Genomic DNA, 12,907 nt, shown 5'->3' with positions numbered 1-12,907 from the left:
CTACCAGGAGATCGTGAAGGGCCTCATCATCGTCGCCGCCGTCGTCGTCGACGTCCAGCGCCAGAAGAAGCGCTCCAAGAAGAGCTGAGCTCAGATCGACCCGCGCGGGACGAACCGGCCGGGAAGCTGAACACTGCCGGCCGCCTGCCCGAGATCATCTCGACGAGGATACGGATCGTCTCCTCGACCGGCTGGTGGATGGTGGTGAGATCGAACGAGGGCGGAGCGGCACGCCCGCCGCCCGGAAACAAGTCCTTACGGGCAGGGCAGACATGAGGCCGAGGGGTGCCGCGCGGATGACAGCCAGCTTCTCAGGAACGCCCACCGGACGCATCCGTCGGCGAGCGAACCGCTCCGTCAGGTCTTCGCACGGTTCCAGTCGCGGATCTCCCGCTTCCAGCGGTCGAGCCGCTGGCGGTAGCGATGGCGGTGCTCCTCGTAGTGGTTCGGCCGCAGATGGGCGCCGTCGTCGGCGCCGGAGCGGTAGAAGTTCGGCACCATCCTGTGGTCGGTCATCGGCAGATGGAACACCGGGCAGGCCGAACTCGCCTGGGGCGGAACGATCCAGCTCCATTGCGCCGAGGGCGGCCGGCCGGCGGCTCTTTCGCGCTGGTTGAATTCCATGAACTGCGCACTCGCCATGTGATGGTCGATCATCGTCACGCCGTCCCGCGAGAAGGAGTGGAGCACCGCCCGGTTGAGTTCCAGCAGCGCCCGGTCCTTCCAGAGCGGCGGCTCCGCGCCCGTGTCCTCGCCGAGCGCGCGGGCGACCGGCTCGAGCAGGTCGTAGCGGTTCTCGTCCGCCAGATCGCGCGAGGCGATTTCGGTCGACATGTAGTAGCCGTTGAACGGCGCGCAGGGATAGTCGATCCCGCCGATCGTCAGGATCATGCCGCTGACCACCGGCACGGCGTACCAGCGCAGCCCGAGCGCGTCGAGCGCCGGACCGTCGGGGTGGCTGATCCGGACCTCGGGCCGCGCCGTCGCGGGGATCTCGTAGACGAGCCGCCGCCCCGCGCGGTCGCGCAGCAGGACCGGCAGCATGTCGAACATGCCCGGCACCTCCGGCGGTTCCCAGCCGAGCGCCGCGATCGTGCGGGTGAGCTCGATATTGAGCGGATCGCCGATCGTCCGCCCCTCCGCGTCGATGTAGCCGGCGTAGCGCAGCAGTTGCTCGCTCTCGACGTAGCAGGGCGTCTCGGCGCCCCGGACAGGGGCGAAGATCGAGATGATCGAGCGGATCCGGCCGCCGCCATGGGCATCCGCGAGATGGTCGAGAAGAAAGGCCGCCATCTCGTCCGGATCCTCGATCGCGCGCAGGTCGCGCACCTCGAGCGATTTCCAGTGCAACCGGCCGATGCAGCGTGCGTGATCGCGCCAGGCGACCCGCGCGCCGAAGGCGAGCTCCTCGGGCGTGTGCTCGTACCAGCCGTCGCGGCGCAGGGCGCGCCGGACCTCGGCCTCGCGCCGCCGGCAGGCCTTCGCCCCGAGCTCGTTCTCCCGATGGAAACGCCGGACGAAGGCAACCGCCTCCTCGCGCCGTTCGAGCGGCCCGAGTCGCCGGAGCCGCCGGCGCAGCGGGTCCGAGGCGGCCCGGGTGTCGATCCGGCTCACATCAACCCGTCGAACGCCTGCGCCGCCCGCCTCACGGGCCGGCGGTTGATCGAATGGACGATGTCGAGAATGCGCGCGTTCACCTTGCGGTAGGCGCGGTCGGTGATCGCCTCGTTCCAGTAGAGCGCCCGGCCGTTGCGATGATCGTAGCTTCGCACCCGGAGCCGGGGGTAGGCCTCCGCGTTCTCGGCCACGCGCGTATAGATCGGCGTGTCCTCGTGGATAGAGAAGTCGTTGTAGCGCACGCGGTCGAGGTAGGGCGCGTGCTCGCGCAGGAACTTCTCGGTCAGCTCGAGGTCCTCGACCGTCTCGCCGGGGTAGCCCTTGAACATCGTCGCCCTGACGCTCAGCCCCGCCTCATGCGCGTGACGGAGGAAGCGGGAGTTCTCCTCGACCTGGCAGCCCTTGTCCATCGCGTCGAGCAGCCGCTGGCTGCCGCTCTCGAGCCCGAAGCTGATCCGGCGCATGCCCGCGGCGACCGCCGCCCGGAGCTCCGGACGGCTGAGCCCGTTGTCCGGACGATGGTCGACATGGACCGTGCCCACCCACTCCGCGCCCTGAACGTAGCGCTGGATCTCCTCGATGATGCCGCGGAACATCGCGGGGTTGGAGTTGAGCTTGAGGTCGATGAAGAGGAAGTTCTTCGTGTTGTGACGCAGCGACTGCTCCCGGAGCTCGTTCAGCACCGCGGCGATGGGCCGGGTCCGGAACGTGCGGCCGCTCGCCGAGACGATGTCGCTGCAGAAGGCGCAGCGGTTCCACTGGCAGCCGCGGCCGGTCATTACCGGCACGACGCGGAACTTGTAGAGATGCCACGGGAAGTCGGTGAAGTCCGGGATCGGAATGCGCTCGAGCCCCCGGAGCGGCGCCGCGGGGCGGGAGCGCCGCCCGTCGGGCAGCAGCACGCCGTCGAAGGCCAGCAGATCCCCGCCGTCGCAGACCGCCTCGACCACCCGGGCGACGGTGAGATCGGACTCGCCTCCCACGATCGCGGTCAGCCCGGGAATGTTCCGCCACGCCTCCGCCGTGCCCGCGACGTTGAAATACGGCCCCCCCAGCACCACGGGGATGCCGCGCGCCTGGGCCATGCGGCAGATCTCGATCACGGTGTTGTAGTGCTGCAGATAGGCCGAGAGCAGGACCACGTCGGGGCGATCGTCGAGCGCGCGCGCGGTCTCGCGCAGGACGCGCGGATCAGCGCGTCCCTTCCACCACTGCCGCAGATCGCGCGCGGCGTCCCGTGTCGCGCGGAGCGGCGTCCAGGTCGCGTGATGCAGGCGCCGGGCGGCGTGATCGAGGATCGTCTCCCGGCGCTCCCGCGTGGCGGCGACCACCCCGTAGGCGAGCGGACAGAGCACGCGCGCCTCGAAGCCGCTGTTCCTGAGCGTCGCGACGAGCAGACCGATCGCAAGCGTCGGGAAGACCGAGAAATTGTTGAGGTCGACGATCAGCGTGCGCCGGCGCGCGCTGTTGAGCGGACGGATCGCCGCCGCGGCCATGTCGGATTTCCGTTCGTAACGCATGGCCGAGCGTGGCCGGCGGCGTTCGCGACGCGCCGCCTCCGCGGTGATGTCGATCATAATTCCCCCAATTCACCCGACGGCAAGTCGCCGTCGCGCACCCCCGGCTCTTCAATACGATTCCTCGGCCACCCGCCGATCGATTCTCAAAATCTTCGCGAAGCGAGCATTCTGCGATCGCTCCAGGATCATGCGCGACTCGCCTGCCCTGCAAGAATATAACCGCCTCGATGGATATCAGCGCAAGCATTGTATGTTAATTGGCGGCCGAATCGTTGATTCAATACGTCCACTGGGGACGAGATGGCGGATCTCGCGGCGGCGGCGGGCGGCGCGTGTTCGAGTCCGGCAATGCGACGTTGGTTCCGGGAGGCCTCATGCGTCTGATCTTCGTCTCCTCGCTCGTACCGGGTACGGCGCCGGAAGATGGCTACGAAATTGCCAATCACGCCATCGTCGAGGGGCTTCGCCGCGCGGGAGCGCGCGTCACCGCGCTCGGCTTCATATCGCCGGGGGCGACGCCCTCCGATCCCGAGGAAACGGCGCTGCTCGGCGAAGTGATCATTCGGACGAGCGATGCGACGGCGGGCATGAAGCTGCGCTGGCTCGCGACCGCGGCGCTGCGCGGCACCACGGTCTCCTCGGCGAAGCTTCGGGTCGTCACCCGGGAGACCATCCGGCGCGAACTTGCCAGGCTCGAACCCTATGACGGCCTGATCCTGAACGGCGTCTGGCTGGCCGGGGCCTTCGAGGAGGTATTCACCGCGAGGCCCTATGTCTTCATCGCCCATAACGCGGAACACGTCTCGGCGCGCCAGAACGCCGCTCGGGTCGAAAGCCGGGTCGAGCGGATCCTGTTCAGGCGGGAAGCGCGCTACCTCGCGGAACTGGAGGAGCGTCTCTGCGCGAACGCCGCGTTTGTCCTTACGCTGTCCGACGATGACCGGCATTCGCTGAACGTCGCCCGCGACGATCGCGCGCTCTCGCTGCCGCTGGTCATGCCGGTGGCGGCGGACATGCCCGGCCGGTCGGCGCGGACATTCGATGTCGGGCTGATCGGCTCCTGGATCCAGGTGCCGAACCGTATCGGTCTCGAATGGTTCCTCAGAGAGGTCGTGCCCAGGCTCGACGCGGAGGTCTCGATCGCGGTGGCGGGCAGGACGCCGCGCGAGCTTTCCAGCGATGATCCCCGCGTGGCAATGCTCGGTCGCGTGGAGAACGCGCGGGCGTTCATGCGGGACTGTCGTGTGATCGCGCTTGCGTCCCGTGTGGGCACGGGCGTGCAGCTGAAAACGATCGAGACCTTTGAGCTCGGCCTGCCCGCGGTGGCCACGCGGTCGTCCCTGCGCGGGATCTCCTCGGTCCCAGCGAATGTCGAGAAGGCCGACGATGCCATGGCCTTCGCCGCGGCGCTGACCCGGCAGATCCAGGGCCAGCGCGCGGGTCGTGTGGCGGATCTCGATGGCACCGGCTTCCGCGCCGCCCAGCTGAGGCGTATGGACGATGTTCTGCGGATCGCCATGGACCGCCTCGAGGCGGCGACGCGTGACCGGGAGGTACCTTCGGGCCCGCGCGCCGGACAGGCCACCCTCCGCGGTCCGTGAGGCCGCGCCGCTCCATCAACCTCGGCATTGCTCCGGCCCTTGGTTCCACGCCGGTTCCGGTCCCGCGTCGATTATGGGATGGCCCGCTCCTCGCCGGCGTCGGGATAGACGCTCGGCGGCGAAGCCGATCATCTCGCGCAACAGGTCGGCATCGGCGCTCTTTTCCACCAGAGCGCGCAGATCCATCATGGGTTTGGTCGTCGGGGGCATGCCTCGGTTCAGGTTGGCTCAGCAACCCGACCCTACCGGGAAACCTGATGACCGCCTCGGCGACACCATCCCGCGGGGCACGATCCGGGCGCCGACCTCGAAGGGCAGCTGGACGCCTCCAAAAACCGTGCGTTTCCGCCGGGATCATGATTCAATCGACGCGGGATGGCGGCGAGGTGGACGATGGCGCGACAGCCGGGATTGTTCGACATCGAGGAGCGGCTTCGGGATCTCTCGGCGAAGGGCGACGACCTCGATCGGGTGAACGCGCTGGTCGATTTCGAGATGTTCCGAGCCGAACTGGAGCGCGCGGTGCCGCGCTCTGATCGCGCGAAGGGTGGCCGGCCGCCCTACGATCATGTGCTGATGTTTCGGATCCTGATCCTGCAGGCGAGCCATTCGCTGTCGGATGAGCGGACGGAATACCTGATCAAGGACCGGCTGTCGTTCATGCGCTTCCTCGGACTGTCGCTCGCGGACCGGGTACCGGACGCGAATTCGATCTGGAATTTCCGGGAAGCGCTGACGCGGGCGACGCTGGACGGCGTCCCGGCGATAGAGGCGCTGTTCCGGCGCTTCGACGCGCGCCTCCGGTCCGCGGGTTTCATCGCCATGGGCGGGCAGATCATCGATGCCGAGCCATTGGAACGCCATCGGTCCGAGAGACAATGGCGAGGGTGGTGGCGGCGCCGAAGCAACGCAACACCGAGGACGAGAAGCGGGCGCTGCGCGAGGGGCGTGTTCCCGAGGACTGGGCGAAAAGGCCCGCGAAACTGCGCAAGAAGGACCGCGATGCCCGCTGGACGGTGAAATACACCAAAGCCAAACCGGCGGCGGACGGCACGAAGCGCGTGGATCTCGCCGTGCCGATGTTCGGCTATAAGAACCATATCGGCATCGATCGTCGCCACGGGCTGATCCGGACCTGGACCGCCACGCACGCCGCGCGTCACGATGGCGCGGAATTGCCCGCGCTTCTTGATCGCTCGAACACGGCGAGCGGGGTCTGGGCCGACACCGCCTATCGGTCGGCGAAGAACGAGGCGCATCTCGGGGAGGCCGGCTTCACGAGCCGGATCCATCGCAAGAAGCCGAAGGGCAAGCCGATGCCGAAGCGCACCTCCCGCGCCAACTCCGCGAAGTCCGAGATCCGCTCCCGCGTCGAGCATGTCTTCGCCCGGCAGAAGGGACCGATGGCTCTGGTCATCCGAACCATCGGCCTCGCCCGGGCCAGGGTGAAGATCGGGCTCGCCAACCTCGCCTACAATATGCGCCGCATGGTCTGGCTCGCGGGAGCCGCCTCGGCCTGAGCGGCCTCGCGGCCTACCCCGGGGAAGGCCGCGCGCCGCGCGCGGGTAATCGGTGCGGCGATGACCATGCTGTCCGGCGCGGACACCGAAGGCGACTCCCTACACGCGGGCCACATTTGGGGCCGTGTCACGCTCCTCGCGAATCCGATCCAACCGACAAAAAGGGGTATCTGGAGGTCTCCAGCTCCTCTGCCGCCGCCGCCCGGGTCGCGACATTGGCGAGGCCGCGCTCCCGGGCATCCCGCGCCACGGCCGCGAGCATCTCCGCGGAGAGATCGACCGCCGTCACGGCGGTGGCGTGGCGCGCGAGACGGTAGGCGACGTGACCGCCGCCACATCCGAGGTCGAGCGCGTGGCGGGGCGCGCGCTCCGCCGCGAGGCGATCGAGCGCGTCGAGATCCTCGCCCTCGGCGTGGACGGCGCTGCGCGCATAGGCTTCGGCGCGCGGGCCGAACTGGTCCTGAACGACGGTGTCATGGGGTCGGGTCATGGGATCCTCCTTCCCGACGCGACCTGCCCGTTTCATTAACCCGGTACAATGGACAAGTTTATCCTATTATAATCGGCCTCATGCAGGGGAAGGCACAGCGGAGACCGCTCGGGCGCTTCGTCCGGTCCACCGGGAGCGGTTGCGTATCCGCAATCGACTGGCACCATCCCCCGCGCGCGCTCCTTCGGGCGATCATCGAGAAGGTCGGGTCCGCCGATCCCGTCGAGGCGCTGGAGCGCCGGCGAACTCGGTCTTCGCACGATGCGACGATTCAATCGGCGCCGTCAGGCTGTGATCGGGCCGCTACGGGTTTCCCAAGGGACAGGTGGGTGGAGCAGGGAGCCTTTCGACGATGTCGCGGCTTCCTCGCTTCGGCTTTCGCCGTGACGGGCGTCACCGCGCGCATCCATTTGCGTGGCTGCTGGTCGGGCGGCCCTCAGCGGCGCGGCGCCGCGCTCGCCAGAACTGAACCCTGTGGAGAACATCTGGCAGTTTCTCCGCGAGAACTGGCTCTCGAACCGGGTCTTCAAGGGCTACGACGACATCGTCGCCCATTGCTGCGATGCTTGGAACGAACTGATCGGCCAACCATGGCGCATTCGATCCATAGGACGGCGCGCCTAGGCCGAAGGATTCTGATCAATGCGCGTTGGTATAAGACAGGCTGGAATACCGTTTTCCCCGACCGGACAATGACCAATCGACACGCTGGTCCACCACGCCACCATCTTGGTTTTGGGAATCCCAAGCGTGCGTCTGCCTCAGCGGGGGTTGGTATGACTCGCCACCGACGATGTCGCTGACAATTCACCCGCAAAGTCGCGCCACATTCGCCGGACTTGGTACGGAGGTTACGGAACGAACTCCTCTCTTTCGCCTTGCCTTGCTGCTTCGCTCAGCTCGCGTTCAGTCGGCGAGGTTGCCGCCTGCCCGTCCTTATGGTCTGCGGAACATGACTACGTTCCCGAGCCCCGCGAGGACGACGCCGAGGATCGATATGGGGGTCCACTCATAGCCCTCGAAAAGCGTCGAGGCGGTAAGGGCAACGATGGGAAAAAGCACGGTAGCGTAGCCCGCTCTTGCCGATCCGATGCGATCGACAAGCATGAGATAGGTTGTGAACCCGATGACTGAACCGATAACGGAAAGGTATATCAGTGCTATCCAGTAGCTACCACTTTCGGGCAGGACAAGTGGCTGCTCCTTCGCAACCAGAATTGCGAAAAGACACAGCGCACCGATCCCCATACCCCAGGCGTTCGCAGTCACGGGCGTAATGCCGAGCCGTGTATTCCGCCGCGAGGCCATGTTGCCACACGAAAAGAAGACTGTCCCGAGCACGGCCCAGCCGATGCCGTGCAAGGTTGATGCGCCGCCAGCCATATCTATGTCCGGCCAGAAGAGGCACACGACGCCAGCAACGCCAAGTGTACCTGCCAAAACCGTCTGCCGACTGATCTTGTCCCCAAAGAATATCCGCGCGTTCACCGCGTTGAAAATCGAGGCGAGCGAGAAAATGACTGAGACAAGTCCAGAAGGGACCAGTGAGGTGGCAGTGTAGAGGCTCACGAAGTTTAGACAGAAGAGACAGAGAGCCTGCGCCACGACGAACCGCCATACAGCCGGTCGGGGCAATCGGCCAATCGCCCCGAGACCCGCCAGCATCAGCACGCCCGCCAAGGCGAAACGATAAAAAACCGAGACCGTGACGGGAACCTCTCCGACCTGGGCAGCGATGGCGATCCAGGTAGTTCCCCAGATAAGGACAGTGGCGACAAAGAGAAAGGGCGTGGTCATGGGCGGCTCCGCTCCCGCGCTACCTGAACTGACTTGACACCTCATGCCCAAAATTCTGGGGCGCTGAAAGGGCATCTCCCGTGGTCGGCGTGGCGTCGTCCGCTTTTGCCTTGTCACGGCTCGTCGCTGTTTTGGCCGAGAGTGACTGCTTCGAGTGAGAATGCGCCGCGTGCGAGGCGTGCAACCGGCGCGAGTGGCAACCGCGTACCATGCCCCAGGACGCTCCAAGCCATCCGCGCCAGCTTGTCGGCGAGCGCGACGGCGAGCTCGATGCATGCGCTCCGCCGCCCGCGCAAGCCAGGCGCCGAAGCTGAAATCCGCCCATCGGTGCGGCCGCATCATGATCACCTTGGCCGCCTGGACGAAAAGCATCCGCAGGTACCGGCTGCCGCGCTTCGATATGCGCCCAAGCACAGTGCGGCCGCCGGCACATCCCATTAGCGGCCGTCAGCCAAGAAACCCGCGCGGCATGCTTCAGGGTTCGGAAGCGTCGCTGATCGACCGCGCCATGCGCTCCGCCAAGGCTTCGTTTCCCGCCGCGCGCAACCCTTCGATCACGCCGGCGTAGTCGCGGGGGTCCCGGTTCTGGCTCAGCTTCGATTTGGCCAGCACCCGATGGATCGCGATCCGGAAGCCCACGATATTCGCGAGCATACCGGCCATGTAGTCGGCCGGAGCATCGGCCATCCTCCACGGTCTCGCGGCGCCTAGCCGCCGTTCGTGCGCGCGCGTCAGCAGGCCGACGATGGCGCGCTTGTCGCGCTCCCCGTGCTGGAAGGTGATGTCGCCGTGGACATGGACCACCTGATAGTTCCAGGTCGGCACATGGCGATGGTGCTCGGCCTTGCTCGGATAGAAATTCGGCGAGACGTAGCCCTGCTCACCCCTGAAGATGACGAGCACCTCCTGTCCGTCGGCGATGAGCCGGTGCATGTCGTTCGCCAGCGCGACATGGCCGATGAGCGCGCCGTCGCCTCCGGCCAGAACCGGGATATGGTTGGCGATCAGCCCGGCGTCGGTATTCGCCACGACGCAAGCGAGCGGCGCGGCATCGATCACGGCGGCGATCTCGGCCGCGTCGATCTCCCTGAAGTGCTCGGGCAGATACATTCCGCTCTCCTTTCGCCGGCGGGTCAGGCGGCGACGATCCTGAGGGCGATCGACCACATGACGAGTGCCATCATGCCTTCCAGCGCCCGCCAGGCCAATGGTTGCGCGAACAGCGGCCGGAGCCGGATGGCGCCGTAGCCCAGGCCGAAGAAGAACAGGAACGATGCCGAGATCGCGCCGGCGGCGAAGGTCAGCTTCGAGCCCTCGAACCGGGCCGAGACGGAGCCGAGCAGCACGACGGTATCGAGGTAGACGTGCGGATTGAGAAAGGTGATCGCAAGGCACGCCATCAGGGTCTTCGACAGCGCCCGCTTCTCCATCGCGCCGTCCGCGACGAGCGCGCCGGTCGAACGCAGCGCCGAGCGCAGGCTCTTCGCGCCGTAGCAGAACAGGAAGGCGGCGCCCCCGAAGCGCATCGCCGGGCCGAGCCAGGGCAGCAGCTCCGCGACCTTCGCGAAGCTCGTGACGCCGAGCGTGATCAGCAGCGCGTCCGAGAGCGCGCAGGTCAGGCAGACCGCGAACAGGTGCTGATCGCGCAGGCCCTGCCGCAGCACGAAGGCATTTTGCGCGCCGATGGCGGCGATCAGGCTGAGCGACATCATCATGCCGGCGATAAAGACTGGACCGCTCATTTCATTCGCACCCGTGTTGGCTGACGGGCTTGCGATACGGGGCCGGGGAGGATTAAGCAAATTAAACTCCCTGTACCAGGATTAGCTGGGCTTATGATGCTCGACTACAATGCCGCGCGCGCCGTCGCGATGATCGTCCAGACCGGCAGTTTCGAAGGCGCCGCGCGCGCGTTGAACGTGACCGCCTCAGCGATCTCGCAGCGGGTCAAGCAACTGGAGGAGCGGCTCGGCGCGGTCCTGATCGAGCGCGGCGTGCCCTGCGTCGCCACCGAGAAGGGCGCGTGGCTCTGCCGGCATGTCGAGCATGTCGGCATGCTCGAGAGGGGATTGATCGACCATCTGCCGGGTCTGCTCGATCCCGCCTCGCCGACTCCGAGGGTCACCCTCAACGTCGCGACCAACGCCGACAGTCTGGCGACCTGGTTCCTCGCGGCGGTCTCGGCCTTCACGCGCGAGACGGACTATCTGCTCAACATCGCCATCGACGACGAGGAGCACACCGCCGACTGGCTGCGAAAAGGCCGGGTGCTCGCGGCCGTGACCGCGCATGCGAAGCCCGTCACCGGCTGCCGGGTCACACCGCTCGGCAATCTGCGCTACCTCGCGACCGCGAGCCCGGATTATGTGGCGCGACACTTCCCGGATGGCGTTACCGCCGAGGCGATCGCAGTGGCCCCGGGCCTCACCTTCGACCGCAAGGACCGCCTGCAGCATCTCTGGATCCTCGAGGCGCTCGGCCGGAGCGTCTCCTATCCCTCGCACTGGCTGCCCTCGACGCAGAGCTTCGTCGAAGCCAGCCTCGCCGGGGTGGGCTGGGCGCTGAATCCCGCGCAACTCGTCAGGGACCACCTCGAAGCGGGGCGGCTGATGGAACTCGTTCCGGGAGTGGAGCTGGAGAGGCCGCTTTACTGGCAGGCGAACCGACTCGTCTCCGACAGCCTGTCCGCTCTGACCCGGGCCGTTGTCTCCGCTGCGACAGACGCGTTGGTGTAGGCATTCGCCACCCGCCCGGACGACCGCTCCTGGCGCTCATGAGGTGCGGCGCGCGTAAACGCCGCCTGTTCAAGCTCGCCTACGTCGCGGCCCTCAGGACGCGCGATCTGGGCCGATACGATCGCGCGCCGGGACATCATAAGTCCCGATCGGCGCCGCACTGCCGGTCACTACCGCACCGCGGCTCGCCATTCCTGCCATTCGCCGCGTCAGCATCCGTCCAGATCAGGCGAAAGGGGAACGATCATTCGCCCGCGCACCTTGCCTTCGAGGAAGAGCGGCGCGGTCTCCGGTACCCGCTCGAAGGGCACCTCGGTCACCATCGACTCCAGCAGCCCCATGTCGAGTTCGGCCGCGAGCCGCCGCCAGGCGACTTCGCGCTCGGGCTTCGGGCACATCACGCTGTCGACGCCGCGAAGCGTCACGCCGCGCAGGATGAACGGTGCCACCGAGGTCGGCAGGTCCATGCCGCCGGCGAGGCCGCAGGCGGCGACCACTCCGCGATACTTCATCATCGAGAGCACGTTGGCGAGCACCGCTCCGCCGGCGACGTCGACCGCGCCCGCCCAGCGTTCCTTGGCGAGCGGCCGCGCCCTGCCGGAGAGTTCGGCCCGGTCGACGATCGTCGCCGCCCCGAGCCGCCCGAGGTAGTCCGCTTCCTCGCGTCGCCCCGTCACCGCCGCGACACCGTAGCCGCGCGCCGCGAGCAACGCCGTCGCGACGCTGCCGACCCCGCCCGAGGCGCCGGTCACCACCACCTCGCCCGCCTCGGGGGTCAGGCCCTGCGCCTCGAGCGCCATCAGGCAGAGCATCGCCGTGTAGCCGGCTGTCCCGATCGCCATTGCCCGCCGGAGCGAGATGCCGGCCGGCAGCGGCACCAGCCAATCGCCCCTCACCTGCGCCCGCCGGGCGAGGCCGCCCCAGTGTTTCTCGCCGACGCCCCAGCCATTCAGCACCACGCGGTCTCCCGGCGAGTAGTCCGGGTGGCGGCTCTCGGCGACCACGCCGGCGAAGTCGATGCCCGGAACCATCGGAAAGCTCCGCACCACCGGCGAGCTGCCGGTGATCGCCAGCGCGTCCTTATAGTTCAGCGTCGTCCAGGCCACGTCGACGGCGACATCGCCGTCGCCAAGCTCCGGGAAGGCAACCGGCTTCAGCGTCACCCGCTGGCCGTCGTCGTGCTTGTCGATCACGATCGCGTCGAACACTTCTTGCTCCTCTCTTGGGCTTGAGGGGGCGGCCGCGACGCGACCGCCCCGGGTTTCATTCGGCGGTGTCGGGAGCGAGGCGCGCGTTCTCAGACTTCGAGCCGAAGTCCTCCCTCAGCCATCGCATCAGTGAAAGTGTCAGGACGACGAGGACGGGGATCAGCGGCAGCGCCACCACGATCGTCGAGGTTTGCACGGGCTTCAGTCCGCCGAGCTGGATCAGTGCGATACCCACGCCTGCGAGGATGAGCGCCCAGGTCACGCGGATCGATCGCTTCGGCTCCTGATACCCGGAGAGTTCGCGGGTGGTGACGGAGGCGAGGACATAGGCCGCGCTGTCGAGCGTCGTGGCGAGAAAGACGAAGCAGAGCAGGATGAACAGCGGGATGACGAGCCAGGGCATCGGCAGTGTGCCGAGG

Annotated in this window: 10 protein-coding genes and 3 pseudogenes; 4 read left to right on the top strand and 9 right to left on the bottom strand. The window is 67.3% G+C overall.

Translation table 11 applies throughout. From position 1 onward, the window contains the following. Positions 1-357: 357 nt before the first annotated feature. On the bottom strand, positions 358-1,614 hold the full coding sequence (locus tag FJM51_RS22265) for a nitric oxide synthase oxygenase (protein WP_210240390.1): 1,257 nt from the start codon (positions 1,612-1,614) through the stop codon (positions 358-360). Further along, entirely contained in the window at positions 1,611-3,194 is a 1,584-nt protein-coding gene (locus FJM51_RS22260) for a B12-binding domain-containing radical SAM protein (RefSeq protein WP_140456312.1), read from the bottom strand. The genes FJM51_RS22265 and FJM51_RS22260 overlap by 4 nt, the downstream gene beginning before the upstream one ends. A 317-nt stretch (positions 3,195-3,511) precedes the next feature. Between FJM51_RS22260 and FJM51_RS22255 the strand changes: the two genes are divergently transcribed. Next, a complete protein-coding gene (locus FJM51_RS22255; RefSeq protein WP_140456311.1) occupies positions 3,512-4,738 on the top strand; it encodes a glycosyltransferase in 1,227 nt (408 codons plus the stop codon). 393 nt (positions 4,739-5,131) lie between these two features. Further along, positions 5,132-6,258 (top strand): annotated as a pseudogene (locus tag FJM51_RS22245) (IS5 family transposase). 127 nt (positions 6,259-6,385) lie between these two features. On the opposite strand, the gene FJM51_RS22240 reads toward FJM51_RS22245, so the two are convergent. Further along, positions 6,386-6,748 carry a class I SAM-dependent methyltransferase gene (locus FJM51_RS22240; RefSeq protein ID WP_140456309.1) on the bottom strand — a complete coding sequence of 121 codons (363 nt, stop codon included), beginning with the start codon at positions 6,746-6,748 and terminating at the stop codon, positions 6,386-6,388. A gap of 453 nt (positions 6,749-7,201) precedes the next feature. Here FJM51_RS22240 and FJM51_RS22235 point away from each other — a divergent pair. Further along, a pseudogene (locus tag FJM51_RS22235) lies at positions 7,202-7,372 on the top strand (IS630 family transposase); the annotation flags it as partial. Between the two features lie 312 nt (positions 7,373-7,684). On the opposite strand, the gene FJM51_RS22230 reads toward FJM51_RS22235, so the two are convergent. From FJM51_RS22230 to FJM51_RS22215, 4 genes and pseudogenes are all read right to left on the bottom strand, one after another. After that, entirely contained in the window at positions 7,685-8,545 is an 861-nt protein-coding gene (locus tag FJM51_RS22230; protein WP_140456308.1) for a DMT family transporter, read from the bottom strand. A 113-nt stretch (positions 8,546-8,658) separates the two neighbouring features. Then, positions 8,659-8,971 (bottom strand): annotated as a pseudogene (locus FJM51_RS22225) (transposase); the annotation flags it as partial. 48 nt (positions 8,972-9,019) lie between these two features. Then, entirely contained in the window at positions 9,020-9,655 is a 636-nt protein-coding gene (locus tag FJM51_RS22220) for an FMN-binding negative transcriptional regulator (RefSeq protein ID WP_140456307.1), read from the bottom strand. Between the two features lie 23 nt (positions 9,656-9,678). After that, positions 9,679-10,287 (bottom strand): LysE/ArgO family amino acid transporter, encoded by a 609-nt coding sequence (locus FJM51_RS22215; RefSeq protein ID WP_140456306.1) that lies wholly within the window; start codon positions 10,285-10,287, stop codon positions 9,679-9,681. 96 nt (positions 10,288-10,383) lie between these two features. Here FJM51_RS22215 and FJM51_RS22210 point away from each other — a divergent pair, with 96 nt between their 5' ends. Next, positions 10,384-11,280, top strand: coding sequence for a LysR family transcriptional regulator ArgP (locus FJM51_RS22210; RefSeq protein WP_140456305.1), 897 nt, complete (start codon positions 10,384-10,386; stop codon positions 11,278-11,280). A gap of 209 nt (positions 11,281-11,489) precedes the next feature. Here the strand turns inward: FJM51_RS22210 and acuI are convergent, their stop codons facing one another. Both acuI and FJM51_RS22200 read right to left on the bottom strand, forming a co-directional pair. Then, on the bottom strand, positions 11,490-12,488 hold the full coding sequence (gene acuI / locus FJM51_RS22205) for an acrylyl-CoA reductase (NADPH) (RefSeq protein WP_140456304.1): 999 nt from the start codon (positions 12,486-12,488) through the stop codon (positions 11,490-11,492). 55 nt (positions 12,489-12,543) lie between these two features. Beyond that, a partial coding sequence (locus FJM51_RS22200; protein WP_181164715.1) for a BCCT family transporter occupies positions 12,544-12,907 on the bottom strand: 364 nt, incomplete at its 5' end.

This window comes from Amaricoccus solimangrovi (assembly GCF_006385685.1).
GTDB classification, from domain to species: Bacteria; Pseudomonadota; Alphaproteobacteria; order Rhodobacterales; family Rhodobacteraceae; genus Amaricoccus; species Amaricoccus solimangrovi.
This window is presented reverse-complemented; position numbering and strand designations above follow the sequence as displayed.

Bases quoted from the DNA above. Each gene is read 5' to 3' on its own strand.
- FJM51_RS22260 (WP_140456312.1), bottom strand. From the start codon at position 3,194: ATGATCGACATCACCGCGGAGGCGGCGCGTCGCGAACGCCGCCGGCCA.
- FJM51_RS22255 (WP_140456311.1), top strand. From the start codon at position 3,512: ATGCGTCTGATCTTCGTCTCCTCGCTCGTACCGGGTACGGCGCCGGAA.
- FJM51_RS22240 (WP_140456309.1), bottom strand. From the start codon at position 6,748: ATGACCCGACCCCATGACACCGTCGTTCAGGACCAGTTCGGCCCGCGC.
- FJM51_RS22230 (WP_140456308.1), bottom strand. From the start codon at position 8,545: ATGACCACGCCCTTTCTCTTTGTCGCCACTGTCCTTATCTGGGGAACT.
- FJM51_RS22220 (WP_140456307.1), bottom strand. From the start codon at position 9,655: ATGTATCTGCCCGAGCACTTCAGGGAGATCGACGCGGCCGAGATCGCC.
- FJM51_RS22215 (WP_140456306.1), bottom strand. From the start codon at position 10,287: ATGAGCGGTCCAGTCTTTATCGCCGGCATGATGATGTCGCTCAGCCTG.
- FJM51_RS22210 (WP_140456305.1), top strand. From the start codon at position 10,384: ATGCTCGACTACAATGCCGCGCGCGCCGTCGCGATGATCGTCCAGACC.